A 15,616-nucleotide genomic window follows, 5' to 3' on the forward strand; every position below is an offset into this window, starting at 1 on the left:
TTAACTCAACTGACGTATCCTTGCCTTACGCAAAGCGATATCATAAGCTTCATAATAATATTGTATAAAGTGCTTCCATAAAGCCTGCTCTGCAACTTCAGCAGCACGCTTACGGATTTCCTTCACTTCTTTCTCTGTCTTATCCGCAAATAACGTAATCGTATCTTTGATACCATCCGCCACTTCCGAATAATTATAGTCCGAACGATGCAACACTTCCACTCCATCATTAATGCCATGCTGGTTCTTCAGGCTGTTTACCCAAAGTCCGAACCCAGCCAGATCCGTAGTGATTGTCGGCACATGGAAAGCTACACTTTCCAGCGGAGTATATCCCCACGGTTCGTAATAAGAAGCATAGACACTCAAATCCTGCCCCAGCAATATATCATAATATTCTTTATTCATGATACCATCACGACCATCCAGATAACAAGGAACAAAAATCACCTTTACCTTATCTTCCGGACGATTGCCCATTCCCAGATATTTCAACATGTCCAACACCTGGTCATGAGTCATATTATGCAGCCAATGAGTGATAAACGGTACTTCGAGGGGAGTGTCGAACTTATCTTTGCTCTTCAAACGTGCCTGCAAATCCTCGCGAGGCTCTCCCACCCAACCGGGTACATTGATGAATGCCAACACATTCTTATGCAGTTTCTTATCCCTGTTCAAACGGTTTAATGATTCCAGAAAAACATCAATACCTTTATTCTTGAACTCGTATCGTCCACTGGTTCCGACAATTAACGTATCATCACCCAGATTTGTTCCCAATAACTTATTGGCTACATTCAGCATCAAGGCACGTGCACGTTTACGCTTGCCGGCAAATGTGCTTCCTTTCGACACAAAATCATCTTCAAAACCGTTCATCAGAACAACATCTGCCGGTTTATCCAGTAATTCCTTGCATTCATTATTGGTTATTTCACTCACCGTAGTAAAACAATCTACATAGTGTGCAGTCTGTTTCTCAATCGAGTGTTTCGATTGCATGTTCAGTTCCTGCGCCATCTGGTCGCCATTGTAAGCAAACAGATAATCATACAACGGCTTATTATTGCCGGCAATGGAACGACCGATAGACGTAGCATGGGTCGTAAAAATAGTAGCAACCTCCGGCACAGCTTCCTGTACATAAAGTGCTCCCATTCCAGTCATCCATTCATGTGCCTGATATACCACCTTATCCGTTTCCGTCAGGTTGTAGCGATAGAAACTCTCCACCACTCTTCCTGCGGCATAGGAAAACATAGAAGCCTCGTCGTAATCGCCATAGGCGTGCAACGAATCTACTTGATAACGATTCCACATTTCTGTGTATATATCGTCTTTCTTTTCAAAAAAAGGTTGGAAATCAACAAGAATGACTATGGGTTCACCGGGGATATTCCATCGTCCCACACGGACAGAAAGTTCGTCTTTCTCAAGCGCATGCTCTTTCCAGGCAGCACATAGGTTATCCGACTCGATGAATAGAGGGTTTTCTTTTCCTTGCCACACATCAGGACCTATGAAAAAAATTCTGTCGCGGAATTTTTCCTGTAATGTATTTGCCCGTGTCGACAAGACGGTATATATACCTCCCACTTTATTACATACTTCCCAGCTGGACTCGAAGATATAATCGGGGGTTAATAAATCTTTTACCATATAATATATTAAAACTCTTTTTAGTATGCGAGTGCAAAAGTACACATTATTCTTTGAAAAATAATACTTTATGCGAAAAATATGAGTTAAGAAGAGGAAAGAAACGTTGCCCTATAATGAAAAAAGAATATCCCCTTGCACATGCAAAGCAGCATGTACAAGGGGATTGAAAGTCCTTTATAGGAAATATTCTTGCTAAAAATTATGCAACAAGTGCGCTACCAATCAAGAAGGTTGCAGCCAAAGCAACGATTGCATAGAGTTCGGGGAATACGGCAAGAATCAACGTATTGCTAAATACATTGTGTCCCTGTCCGATTGCTGCGATACCATTTGCACAAACTTGTCCCTGACGGATAGCGGAGAATAAAGCAACCAATCCCAGAGCAATACCTGCACCAAGCACTGCTGATGCCTGGATAGGTGTAATTTCAGGAGTCAAAATACCGAAGATTGTCTGAAACATGAAATAACCTGCAAAACCATAAAGACCCTGTGTACCCGGAAGAGCTGTCAATACCAGGAAGTTACCGAATGCACTATCATTCTTCTTCAATGCTCCGATAGCAGCATTACCTGCAATAGTTACTCCGTAAGCACTACCGATGCCCGACAAACCAACCATAATCGCGATGCCAATGTAGGCGATAAACAAATTCATTTCCATAATCTTATTCTATTTTTTATTGTTTAATTCTTAAAATATTAATTCTCAATTTCTAATTCTTAATCTTCAAATTTTCAATTTCTGAACGGTTTGTACTCTTTACCGCCTCCTTCATATCCGGAGTTCTTGAAGAACTCAACGAACGTCAGACGCATCGGGTGAACCATTGCACCCAGCACATTCATAAAGATATTGATGGCATGACCGATAACGAAAATCAGTACCATAACAATCGGGCCTGCTATTACATTATCCGGACTCATACCTACTGCCAGGCTGTTGAATACTCCCGCCAAAATACCTCCGGAAAGTCCGAGGGCAAACAGACGAACGTAAGACAATACATCGCCAAGCAAACCGGTGACCATATTATATGAATCCCACAATCCCAGTCCGATATTCAGGAAAACATTCTTTCCCGGACTGTTATAAAGGAAGATCATAGCAGCCGAAACACCCAGAATAACCAAATGCACTGTACTTCCCATCGGCATTACCTCCGGCAACAAAGCCGAAACTGCCATGGAAACCAGCAGGATGATCCATCCGATAGTTGCCACTGCATATTTGAAGCCAAACTGAATGGTCTGATTCACCGCCTTCAACACCATACCGAATAGTATCTGAATAGCTCCCAATATCAACGATAATTGGAACATATCATTGTTATCCATCAAGACGGCATGTTTCAGACGTTGAACAATCGGCCAGTTCAAATCGTAGATATTCGCTCCGAAGAACGTACCTGTCAGCAAACCGCAAAAGAATGTTGAAGCAGCCAATACCTGTATCAATGAAATGATCGACTTCATTGACGGAGTCACTTTCTTCGCCATCAACCGATAGGCCGTAGCTCCCAGGAACAGGAACACCCCATATCCGGAATCTCCCAGACAAAGTCCGAAAAAGACCATAAAGAACGGGGCAAAGAACGGAGTCAAGTCCAATTCATTATACTTCGGAAGCATATACAACTTACAGATCGGTTCGAACCAGGCAAAGAATCCCTTATTATTCAATCGAATAGGAACATTATCGCCCGGCATCGGATCGGTAATCTCATAATATACATGTGCGTCATTCAAGTAAGCCTCTATTTCCACTTGACTGAATGCAGGTGCCCATCCTTCAATTAACATCAGTTTGTCACCGGCAGTCTGTTCGGAACTTAACACCACCTTAGAGAACTCAATCTGGCTTTGCAACTCTTTCAGAGCAGCCTTCAAGGAAGGAATTTCTGTTTCGGAAAACGTAACCAGCTTCTTTTCATTCTCTTCAACGGCCTGTTCGGTCGTATTGTAAAGCGTTTCAAGGTGTGCCAAAGAGTATGCAGGTAATTTCGCCTGTTCTACATCCAAATCCACTTCCTGCCCGCCTTTCGTCAGAGTCACGAAGAATACTTTAGAAGAGATACGGTTCACAATCATTGCATTGTATTCCGTTTCCCACTCTTCCTTGTAATTTCCTTCCGAACAGCTATAAAAACCGATTACATAACCGGCATTTTTCAGCTTCTGAACATTATCCGATTCAAAGTTACCCCAGGCTTCCAGCGCTTCTTTCTCTTTGGCATAGCTTTGCAACTGCTGCGACAGCTTTCCATGCTCTGTTTGCAGGGCATCCACTTCGTCCAGCACTTGCATACCACGGGCAGCCGTTCCACCTTCCGTAGCAATTACAGCATTCTTTTCATGCTTCTGATTCTGAAGCAACTTCAAGGTAGCCGCCAAGCGATTGGAAAGACGAATATTCTCCTGCAACTCCGTGTTATCAGCAGCCCCCTGTTGTTTCTCCACAATATGGACTACCCCAAGTTCACGCAGACTGTTCAGGAATTCTTCATACTCTTTGTGATAAACCAGGAATGTGAGTTTCTTCATTTTTGTAATCATGCCTCTACCTCCTTCCTTTTTTCTTGATGGGACTTCATGATCTTTTGCGAAGATTTCGACAAGTTTTCTTCATCTTCCATGAATCGTTTGATCTTTCGCAATGCATCCTGATAACCCGGTATCTGCACCTTCTCAAAAAGGTTCACCTTTTGAGTGGTCTTTTTCCTTGCATGTTCTAACAAGTTCAGCTTGGCGAGCATAAATTCACGTTCAATTGCCGTATGAGCCAGCTCTTCCAATAGATGGATACCGTCGGCATACCATTTGGGAGCATTAAACATACTGTACGGACGTATCTCGAATTCTACATTTTCGAGCAACGGTACGCGCACACCTGCAATCTTTTTCACGCCAAGATGAACATCATTCACCTTTATTAATGAAGTGTCAAACTCATTCCAAAGGGCGAACATGGCTTCATAGGCTTGAATTTGTTGTTCGAGCCTATCCTCCAGATCGGCAGCTTCCGTTTTACAGCGTTTCACTTCCATGCGGAGGGCGCTTTCCTTATTCTTAATAATAGGAAGCGTACGCACCCGCACTTTCAGTTGCTTTTCGAGCTGCTGAAGAGAGGTTTTGTTATATTGAAACTTTATAGCCATCTCGTTGATTTACTAATTTAACAATTTACGATCAGACGATTGAAATTACTTCTTATAAACATATATAATCCGTCCACTATCATCCTAATAGCAAATCGTCTAATTGTCTAATTATTTTGTTTCGGCCAGTATTGATCCACCAAGTCTTTCTTGATATTCACTTCTTCCGGACGGAAATATTTACCGAACAAGCTCCAGGCAACGTCCAGCATTTCAGTAGTATCAAGATTGACATCAATAGCCAATAACTGATTGGAATAGTCCTTCGCAAAAGCCAACGTACGTTCGTCGTAGTTGGTCAGGTCGAAACCATTTTCCATCTTCGTCTTAGCGTTAGCGGCATCGGCATACAGACGTACAGCGGCATTCATCACTTGCGGATGGTCCTTACGTGTCTTCTTACCGGTTACCAGCTGTTTCAAACGAGACAATGAACGGAACGGGTCAACAATTACCTTACCGATATCACTATCACGACGCAGGAACAACTGACCTTCAGTGATGTAACCCGTATTATCAGGTACAGCATGCGTAATATCTCCACCAGACAAAGTAGTCACCGCAATAATAGTGATTGAACCACCGGAAGGGAACTGCACCGCCTTTTCGTAAATCTTTGCCAAATCCGAGTAAAGCGATCCCGGCATAGAGTCTTTCGAAGGAATCTGGTCCATACGGTTAGATACAATTGCCAACGCATCCGCATAGCTCGTCATATCCGTCAATAGCACCAGCACTTTCTCATTATTATTTACTGCAAAATACTCTGCAGCAGTCAATGCCATGTCCGGAATCAACAAACGTTCTACCGGAGGATTTTCGGTCGTATTCATGAAACTCACGATACGGTCCAGCGCACCTGCATTAGAGAACACATTCTTAAAGTACAGGTAGTCGTCATTCGTCATACCCATACCTCCGAGGATAATCTTATCCGTTTCAGCACGTAAGGCTACATTTGCCATTACCTGATTAAAAGGCTGGTCGGGGTCGGCAAAGAACGGAATCTTCTGACCCGATACCAGTGTATTGTTCAAGTCGATACCGGCAATACCCGTTGCAATCAGTTCCGACGGCTGTTTACGTCGAACCGGGTTCACAGACGGACCGCCAATTTCCACTTCCTGTCCTTCAATGTCCGGACCTCCATCAATCGGATCACCGAAAGCGTTGAAGAAACGTCCGGCCAGCTGCTCACTCACTTTCAATGTAGGCGATTTGCCGAGGAATACTACTTCGGCATTGGTCGGAATACCCTCCGTACCTTCAAATACCTGCAAAGTGACATCGTCACCGGCAATCTTAACCACCTGTGCCAGTTTACCGTCCACAGTGGCAAGCTCGTCATACCCTACTCCTGTCGCTTTCAGCGAACAAGTAGCCTTGGTAATCTGAGTAATCTTGGTATATATCTTTTGAAAAGCTTTTGTTGCCATCTTTGATAATTAAAATTATAAATTAAAGATTATGAATTGACACTTCTTTCGGCAATCAATTCCTTCAGTTGTTTCTGGAATCCTTCATACTGTTCCGATTTGAACTTCGAGTAGTTCATCTGCTTACAGACATTAATCATCTTCTTGAAGTAATCCATTACTTCGTTGAAGTTATCAAAGTCAAATTCCGTATGACAGATGTCGATTATCATGTTCAGAATATCTTCCTGACGTTCCATCGGAGTTACCGCATCAATTTCATCAAAAGCATCCTGTTGCAGAATAACAAAGTCAATCAATTCTGATTTCCAGAAAATCACATGATATTCTACCGGTACACCATCATCACCGAGGATATTGATCTGTTCGGCAATTTCCTTACCGCGCTGTAAACGGGTTTTCAGTTCGTTTACCTTTCCAATCCATTCATCATTGATATGACCTTTGATATACTCCTCAAATTCCGGGTATTCGATATATTTTGAATAAGAATCAATCGGATTCACTGCCGGATAACGTTTCTTATCCGCACGATCCTGTTCCAAAGCATAAAAACAACGGGCTACTTTCTTCGTATTTTCAGTCACCGGCTCCTTCAAGTTACCACCCGCAGGAGATACCGTACCGATAAACGTAATAGAACCCGTTTCGTCATTACTTAGTTTTACATATCCCGCACGACCGTAGAAGTTGGAGATAATAGCCGAAATATCCATCGGGAAAGCATCCGGCCCAGGCAATTCTTCCATACGGTTGGACATCTCACGCAAAGCCTGTGCCCAACGGGAAGTAGAATCTGCCATCAACAAGACTTTCAATCCCATGGAACGGTAATATTCCGCCAGTGTCATTGCTGTATATACAGATGCTTCACGGGCAGCTACCGGCATGTTGGAAGTATTCGCAATGATGATAGTACGTTCCATCAATTTACGTCCCGTATGCGGGTCTACCAGTTCGGGGAACTCGGTAAAGATTTCCACCACCTCATTGGCACGTTCACCACAAGCCGCAATGATAACGATATCCGCTTCCGCCTGTTTAGAGATAGCGTGCTGAAGCACTGTTTTACCAGTACCGAACGGACCGGGGATAAATCCCGTACCACCTTCTACAATCGGATTCAGCGTATCAATCACACGTACACCAGTCTCCAATAATTTGAAAGGACGCGGTTTCTCCTTATAATTCGTCATCGCACGTTTCACGGGCCATCTCTGAATCATAGTCACAGGAATATCATTTCCTTCTTCGTCTGTCAGGATGGCAATTGTATCTTCTATCTTATAATCACCTTCCGGCATGATTGTTTTTACGGTAGCCGTTCCTTTCATAGTGAACGGGGCCATAATTTTCAGCGGCTGGAAGTTTTCATCCACCTGTCCCAACCATGCAGAAGCCTGCACTTTGTCACCTACATTCGCTAAGGGTACGAAGTGCCATACACGTTCTTTATCCAACGGATATGTATATTGTCCTCTTTTCAAGAAAACTCCATCCATCTTGTCGAGGTCATTTTGCAGACCATCATAGTTTTTCGATAGCATACCCGGGCCTAATGTCACCTCAAGCATGTGTCCTGTAAATTCGGCTTCGGCGCCCACTTTCAGTCCACGTGTGCTTTCAAACACCTGGACATATACATGTGAACCTACAACCTTAATCACCTCCGCCATCAACTTATCACCACCGGTCGAGATATAACAAATCTCATTCTGAGCTACCGGTCCGTCAACGACGAGGGTCACCATGTTGGCAATAACGCCACTAACAGTTCCTTTTGTTGCCATATATTTTTTTTATTTTATTATCTGAATTCTGCAGGAATCTGCACTTCGTTCTTCAGCGATTCGATAATGCTTCTGAACAACTGATTACCTCTTTCCTTATCCAGTGAAATCCACCGTTCAATCATTTCCAGCTTCAGCAGGAAAGCGAAAATACGTTCGATAGTGAAATAGTCGAAGAAAATAGCATCCTCCATCCAATTCCACCGCAAAGCATCCAACTTCTTCTCACGCTCCACCAGTTCTGTAATCTCACTGATTTTCACTAACGATTCAAACACATCCACCTCACCGGACAATCCGAAATCGCGGGCACTCGATGTACGCAATGCTTCGCATACTTCCGTATTTCCCACAACGTTGGAAGCAATATCCCATTTGAATTTACGGCTAGTAAATGCAACAAGAATATTATTGATGTTCAGGTTGAATTCAAACCAGGCAGAAACGAACTTATTCCCACAGTTCATCGCATACTCATAATATAGAGCAGCCAGATGATCCTCGTGTAAAACCGTACTTTCAGCCGGAGTATTCAGATAATCAGTAATAAAAGTGGATAGATAGACCGGAAATTCTTTAGGACTGATTTCTCCGCCTTCTCTCAGAATAGAAATATATTCAGAGAGTTCGTCAGCAGAGTAGTTTCCCCGTTTGTCGATTTCCGCTTCTTTATCTTTGAGAAGTTTCAGCACATTTGCATTATCAAACTTCAGATAAAACAAGTCAATCAACTTCTGGTCTGAAGCAGACAATCCATCGTAGATTTCAGTTTTAAAATCGGCTACTGTATAGCTCAGTTTGCTGTCTTCCAGCGAAAGTTCCGGCAAACCTGCTACCAAGTAATAGTACTTACTACTCATAGTCGCTTCTTTTAAAATAGCATTTCTACTAATTGAGGACGCAAGAACGCTTTGAAGTAATTCATGAATTCTTCTTCTCCGAAGTTCACCTTATACGAACCGTCCGCCGGAGAAACAGTGAACAGAGTTTTGATACCATTTACTTGCTGGATAGTCACTCCCTTGTCTAATAAGGCTTTTGCATGAGCTGCAAAATACTTTTTCAGTGATTCCGCATCGGCTGTTGAGATAACGATAGGTTCGTCTACACTCCATTTGGATGCCAATGCTACGATAAACGCATTCAGATAATCTTTATCCTGGGCGAAATCTTTCACGGAAGCGGTTATCAACTTGTCAGTTACCATTGTAGCCACCTCAGATTTGAGTGCATTCACAGCCTGACCGGCAAATAGTTTTAACTCTGATTTAGTATTCTCTGCCAACTCATCAGCAGATTTACGAGAGGAGTTTACAATTGATTCTGCCTCCTTGCGGGCATCCTCAATGATTTTCTTAGCTTCTTCCTGAGCATTCGCGATAAGTCTCTGCGCTTCTTCGTTTCCTTTTTCCACGCCTTCACGATAAATCTTATCGGTCAACTCTTGAATTTTGTTTTCCATATTAACAGGAGTATTTAGTATTATTACTATATTAACTATGTGTCCTTTGTCAGATTCTCGCCAAATTTACAAAAATCAATTTGATAAAAAAGAGAAAGAAGAAAAGAAAAAGATTTGTTTGCAAAAAAATCACAGTCCTACACCTATTTTATTCCGCTTTTTCCCCTTTTTTATTACTAAATGACACATTTACCGAATCTTTCAAGCCGGTAAACAAATATAAGGAATCTAAAAGACATTTGGAAATATGTATATACTTAAAACGACAAACAGGATACTAATACAAGATTAAATAACAAAAGCTATCGGTATTTCACCAAATTCATAGAAAACTAAAACTTCGGGGAGATCTATTCGACAATGACTTACCGGAAGACTGAAGATTGATAATTTTCGCAAAGTACCAAATAACAGAAGCCCCTTGACTCAAAATGAATCAAGGGGCTTCTTAAAAACGGCGGCTACCTACTCTCCCACTGTTACGCAGTACCATCGGCGTGACGAGGCTTAACTTCTCTGTTCGGAATGGGAAGAGGTGGAACCCTCGTGCTATAACCACCTGAATAAGGTTATGACATGATGAAAAGTAAAATCCTAGTGTCTAGAAAGCTAAACGTATATACCCAACCGGTACATGTCCGAAAGAAAGTGAACGGGCAATTAGTAATGCTCGGCTTTGATGTTACCACCTTTACACCTGCATCCTATCAACGTCATCGTCTTTGACGACCCTAAGAAATCTAATCTTGTGGCTGGCTTCGTACTTAGATGCTTTCAGCACTTATCCAATCCCGACTTAGATACCCAGCAATGCACCTGGCGGCACAACTGGTAAACCAGCGGTCAGTCCAACACGGTCCTCTCGTACTAGTGTCAGAGCCACGCAAATTTCATACGCCCACGATAGATAGAGACCGAACTGTCTCACGACGTTCTGAACCCAGCTCGCGTGCCACTTTAATGGGCGAACAGCCCAACCCTTGGGACCTTCTCCAGCCCCAGGATGTGACGAGCCGACATCGAGGTGCCAAACCCCTCCGTCGATATGAGCTCTTGGGAGGGATCAGCCTGTTATCCCCGGAGTACCTTTTATCCTTTGAGCGATGTCCCTTCCATACGGAAACACCGGATCACTATGCTCTAGTTTCCTACCTGATCGACTTGTCTGTCTCCCAGTCAAGCGCCCTTATGCCATTACACTCTACGGACGGTTACCAATCGTCCTGAGGGCACCTTTAGAAGCCTCCGTTACACTTTTGGAGGCGACCACCCCAGTCAAACTACCCACCAAACAGTGTCCTCGTATCTACGAGTTAGAACTCAAATAATCAAAGGGCCGTATTTCAACAGCGACTCCACAAATACTGGCGTACCTGATTCAAAGTCTCCGGCCTATCCTACACATCAATTACCCAAATTCAATGTTAAGCTATAGTAAAGGTTCACGGGGTCTTTTCGTCCCATCGCGGGTAATCGGCATCTTCACCGATACTACAATTTCACTGAGCTCACGGTTGAGACAGTGTCCAGATCATTACACCATTCGTGCAGGTCGGAACTTACCCGACAAGGAATTTCGCTACCTTAGGACCGTTATAGTTACGGCCGCCGTTTACTGGGGCTTCAATTCAATGCTTCTCTTGCGATGACATCTCCTCTTAACCTTCCAGCACCGGGCAGGTGTCAGGCTGTATACGTAATCTTTCAATTTGGCACAGCCCTGTGTTTTTGTTAAACAGTTGCCTGGACCTATTCTCTGCGCCCAACTCTCGTTGGGACCCTTTATCCCGAAGTTACAGGGTCAATTTGCCTAGTTCCTTAACCGTGAATCACTCAAGCGCCTTAGTATATTCAACCCGACTACGTGTGTCCGTTTGCGGTACGGGTACCTTAAAGATTAAGTTTAGCGGATTTTCTTGGGAGTATGCTTACACGCACTATTACCTTATTCCGAAGAATTTGGTATACTATCAGGTTCGACTCTTATCCTGGATTTGCCTGGGATAATCAACATCTACACCCTTCAACGGACTATTCCGTCAGTCCGCGGCGCTGTCACTCCTCCGTCTCCACGTCACTCTTTAAGGTAGTACAGGAATATTAACCTGTTCTGCCATCGGCCTCACCGTTCGGCTGAGCCTTAGGACCCGACTAACCCTGATCCGATTAGCGTTGATCAGGAAACCTTAGTCTTTCGGCGAGGGGGTTTCTCACCCCCTTTATCGTTACTTATACCTACATTTGCTTTTCCACACGCTCCAGCAAAGCTCACGCTTCACCTTCGACGCAGAGTGGAATGCTCCCCTACCGATCCTTACGGATCCCATAGCTTCGGTAAATTGCTTGATGCCCGATTATTATCCACGCCAAACTCCTCGACTAGTGAGCTGTTACGCACTCTTTAAATGAATGGCTGCTTCCAAGCCAACATCCTAGCTGTCTTAGCAATCTGACTTCGTTAGTTCAACTTAGCAATTATTTCGGGACCTTAGCTGATGGTCTGGATTCTTCTCCTTTAGGACATGGACCTTAGCACCCATGCCCTCACTCCTGGGATCGAACTACTGCGCATTCGGAGTTTATCAAGACTTGATAGGCGGTGAAGCCCTCGCATCTTATCAGTCGCTCTACCTCACAGTAGTAATTCCCAAGGCTGCACCTAAATGCATTTCGGGGAGTACGAGCTATCTCCAAGTTTGATTAGCCTTTCACCCCCACCCTCAGTTCATCCGGAAGCTTTTCAACGCTTATCGGTTCGGTCCTCCAGTTAGTGTTACCTAACCTTCAACCTGACCAAGGGTAGATCACTTGGTTTCGCGTCTACTCCTTCCGACTAATCGCCCTGTTCAGACTCGCTTTCGCTTCGGCTTCATGTCTTGAGACACTTAACCTTGCCGGAAAAAGTAACTCGTAGGTTCATTATGCAAAAGGCACGCCGTCACAACCGAAGTTGCTCCGACCGCTTGTAGGCGCACGGTTTCAGGGACTATTTCACTCTTCTATTCGAAGTGCTTTTCACCTTTCCTTCACAGTACTGGTTCGCTATCGGTCTCTCGGGAGTATTTAGCCTTACCGGATGGTCCCGGCAGATTCACGCAAGATTCCTCGTGTCCCGCGCTACTCAGGATACCACTACGCTTCGTTTAGCTTCGAATACCGGACTATCACCGTCTATGGTCCCATTTTCCAAAGGGTTCTTCTCACTAAAGTTCTTGCGATATCGTGGTCCTACAACCCCAATATTGCCGTAACAACATTGGTTTGGGCTAATCCCCGTTCGCTCGCCACTACTAGGGGAATCATTATTATTTTCTTTTCCTACAGGTACTAAGATGTTTCAGTTCCCTGTGTTAGCCTCTTGCTATGCAAGATGTCATTCCTTCAGAATGACGGGTTGTCCCATTCGGAAATCTTCGGATCAAAGGTTATTTGCACCTTCCCGAAGCTTATCGCAGCTTATCACGTCCTTCATCGCCTCCGAGAGCCAAGGCATCCGCCATGCGCCCTTGCTTACTTTCTTTCAAACGTTTTATTCTTATACTGGTATTGGTATGGGAATTGCTTCCTTTTATCAATATTGCATACTCGAACACGTACGGTTTGATATATACTTTTAGCTCTTACTAAAATTTTACTTTTTGTACATCATGTCAAAGATCGTTTCTCTTTTCAGAGATGGTGGAGAATAACGGATTCGAACCGTTGACCCTCTGCGTGCAAGGCAGATGCTCTAGCCAGCTGAGCTAATCCCCCAAGAGGTTATCAAGAATTGCTTCATTCCGCTGACGCGTCATTCCTTCGTTCTTGAGCTTGGTAGTCCCAGGCAGAGTTGAACTGCCGACCTCTACATTATCAGTGTAGCGCTCTAACCAACTGAGCTATAGGACTAGTTCAACCTTGTCTACCTGTATGTTAGACTCGGCTTCTTTTTTCTCTTGTTTATCTCTATCTATACTTCTATAGATGGTTGATCTATATGTTATAAATAAACAAGTACCAGTAGTACAAAAAACAGAACCTTTAAAGTCTATAAGTGGCTGTCACGTTTGTGACAGTTACGACATCGCTCCAGAAAGGAGGTGTTCCAGCCGCACCTTCCGGTACGGCTACCTTGTTACGACTTAGCCCCAATTACCAGTTTTACCCTAGGACGCTCCTTGCGGTTACGTACTTCAGGTACCCCCGGCTTTCATGGCTTGACGGGCGGTGTGTACAAGGCCCGGGAACGTATTCACCGCGCCATGGCTGATGCGCGATTACTAGCGAATCCAGCTTCACGAAGTCGGGTTGCAGACTTCGATCCGAACTGAGAGAGGTTTTTGGGATTAGCATCACGTCGCCGTGTAGCTGCCTTCTGTACCCCCCATTGTAACACGTGTGTAGCCCCGGACGTAAGGGCCGTGCTGATTTGACGTCATCCCCACCTTCCTCACATCTTACGACGGCAGTCTCTCTAGAGTCCTCAGCATCACCTGTTAGTAACTAAAGATAAGGGTTGCGCTCGTTATGGCACTTAAGCCGACACCTCACGGCACGAGCTGACGACAACCATGCAGCACCTTCACAAATGCCTTGCGGCTATTCTGTTTCCAAAATATTCATTTGCAATTTAAGCCCGGGTAAGGTTCCTCGCGTATCATCGAATTAAACCACATGTTCCTCCGCTTGTGCGGGCCCCCGTCAATTCCTTTGAGTTTCACCGTTGCCGGCGTACTCCCCAGGTGGAATACTTAATGCTTTCGCTTGGCCGCTTACTGTATATCGCAAACAGCGAGTATTCATCGTTTACTGTGTGGACTACCAGGGTATCTAATCCTGTTTGATACCCACACTTTCGAGCATCAGTGTCAGTGACAGTCTAGTGAGCTGCCTTCGCAATCGGAGTTCTTCGTGATATCTAAGCATTTCACCGCTACACCACGAATTCCGCCCACCTCTACTGTACTCAAGACTGCCAGTTTCAACTGCAATTTTACGGTTGAGCCGCAAACTTTCACAACTGACTTAACAATCCACCTACGCTCCCTTTAAACCCAATAAATCCGGATAACGCTCGGATCCTCCGTATTACCGCGGCTGCTGGCACGGAGTTAGCCGATCCTTATTCATATGGTACATACAAAATTCCACACGTGGAAAACTTTATTCCCATATAAAAGAAGTTTACGACCCATAGAGCCTTCATCCTTCACGCTACTTGGCTGGTTCAGGCTCTCGCCCATTGACCAATATTCCTCACTGCTGCCTCCCGTAGGAGTTTGGACCGTGTCTCAGTTCCAATGTGGGGGACCTTCCTCTCAGAACCCCTATCCATCGTAGTCTTGGTGGGCCGTTACCCCGCCAACAAACTAATGGAACGCATCCCCATCGATAACCGAAATTCTTTAATAAAAATATCATGCGATATTCGTATACTATCCGGTATTAATCTTTCTTTCGAAAGGCTATCCCGGAGTTATCGGCAGGTTGGATACGTGTTACTCACCCGTGCGCCGGTCGCCATCTCTTCTATTGCTAGAAAAATGCTGCCCCTCGACTTGCATGTGTTAAGCCTGTAGCTAGCGTTCATCCTGAGCCAGGATCAAACTCTTCATTGTAAAAGTATTTTTTATCATCGGTTAAGATGACTTTTTTGCTCTGTTCAGGACGCCGTAAATTTATTGACCTTATTCAAATACCTATCAGTCTTAAGTGTATCACTACTGCATAAGACAAGTATTGACGGTTCTATTTTTTTTACTTGTACTACTTGTATTGTTTATCAATATTTCAAAGAACTAACGTGGCTTCCGCCGCTTCTGCTTTCTTTGCGAAAGCGGGTGCAAAGGTAAGGGCTTTATTTTTAACTACCAAACTTTTTCGGAAGTTTTTTTTAGTTTTTCTTTTTACTCGATTTCTCTGGCTCTCTATGCGAAAGGGAAAGAATGTATGAAAGAATAACTCTTGCCAATTTTCTTTGCGAATCGGACTGCAAAGATAAGAACTTTATTTATTATAATCCAAACTTTTTCGGAAGTTTTTTGTTCTTTTCTTTAAGTGGGATTCCGCTTTTCACTAAGTCAATTTGTCAAGGCTTTCTTCTCTTGGAAAGCGGGTGCAAAAGTA

At 44.0% G+C, this 15,616-nt stretch carries 8 protein-coding genes, 2 tRNA genes and 3 rRNA genes; all 13 read right to left on the reverse strand.

The features are described from left to right. The gene (locus tag CJF29_RS14730) at positions 1–1,662 is read right to left on the reverse strand and encodes a glycogen/starch synthase (RefSeq protein ID WP_099147244.1); all 1,662 of its coding nucleotides are present in this window, start codon (positions 1,660–1,662) and stop codon (positions 1–3) included. Between the two features lie 202 nt (positions 1,663–1,864). Then, positions 1,865–2,329 (reverse strand): V-type ATP synthase subunit K, encoded by a 465-nt coding sequence (locus CJF29_RS14735; protein WP_004297644.1) that lies wholly within the window; start codon positions 2,327–2,329, stop codon positions 1,865–1,867. Between the two features lie 74 nt (positions 2,330–2,403). Further along, positions 2,404–4,221, reverse strand: coding sequence for a V-type ATP synthase subunit I (locus tag CJF29_RS14740; protein ID WP_099147243.1), 1,818 nt, complete (start codon positions 4,219–4,221; stop codon positions 2,404–2,406). After that, positions 4,218–4,823 carry a V-type ATP synthase subunit D gene (locus CJF29_RS14745; RefSeq protein WP_099147242.1) on the reverse strand — a complete coding sequence of 202 codons (606 nt, stop codon included), beginning with the start codon at positions 4,821–4,823 and terminating at the stop codon, positions 4,218–4,220. The genes CJF29_RS14740 and CJF29_RS14745 overlap by 4 nt, the downstream gene beginning before the upstream one ends. Positions 4,824–4,930: 107 nt before the next feature. Next, the gene (locus CJF29_RS14750) at positions 4,931–6,259 is read right to left on the reverse strand and encodes a V-type ATP synthase subunit B (RefSeq protein ID WP_099147241.1); all 1,329 of its coding nucleotides are present in this window, start codon (positions 6,257–6,259) and stop codon (positions 4,931–4,933) included. Positions 6,260–6,288: 29 nt separating this feature from the next. After that, the gene (locus CJF29_RS14755; protein ID WP_004303858.1) at positions 6,289–8,049 is read right to left on the reverse strand and encodes a V-type ATP synthase subunit A; all 1,761 of its coding nucleotides are present in this window, start codon (positions 8,047–8,049) and stop codon (positions 6,289–6,291) included. A 17-nt stretch (positions 8,050–8,066) separates the two neighbouring features. Beyond that, entirely contained in the window at positions 8,067–8,909 is an 843-nt protein-coding gene (locus CJF29_RS14760; protein ID WP_004297637.1) for a DUF2764 domain-containing protein, read from the reverse strand. A gap of 11 nt (positions 8,910–8,920) precedes the next feature. Then, positions 8,921–9,511, reverse strand: coding sequence for a V-type ATP synthase subunit E family protein (locus CJF29_RS14765; RefSeq protein WP_008999644.1), 591 nt, complete (start codon positions 9,509–9,511; stop codon positions 8,921–8,923). 452 nt (positions 9,512–9,963) lie between these two features. Further along, positions 9,964–10,074: ribosomal RNA gene (rrf, locus tag CJF29_RS14770) — 5S ribosomal RNA — on the reverse strand. 77 nt (positions 10,075–10,151) lie between these two features. Next, positions 10,152–13,031 (reverse strand): 23S ribosomal RNA (locus tag CJF29_RS14775). A gap of 156 nt (positions 13,032–13,187) precedes the next feature. After that, a tRNA-Ala gene (locus tag CJF29_RS14780) sits at positions 13,188–13,264 on the reverse strand. Between the two features lie 58 nt (positions 13,265–13,322). Continuing rightward, positions 13,323–13,399 (reverse strand) — tRNA-Ile (locus CJF29_RS14785). Positions 13,400–13,583: 184 nt separating this feature from the next. Further along, positions 13,584–15,108 (reverse strand): 16S ribosomal RNA (locus tag CJF29_RS14790). Together the 16S, 23S and 5S rRNA genes with 2 tRNA genes alongside form the textbook arrangement of a ribosomal RNA operon. Positions 15,109–15,616: the final 508 nt, after the last annotated feature.

Origin of the sequence: Bacteroides celer, from assembly GCF_002632415.2 — a bacterium.
Lineage (GTDB): Bacteria > Bacteroidota > Bacteroidia > Bacteroidales > Bacteroidaceae > Bacteroides.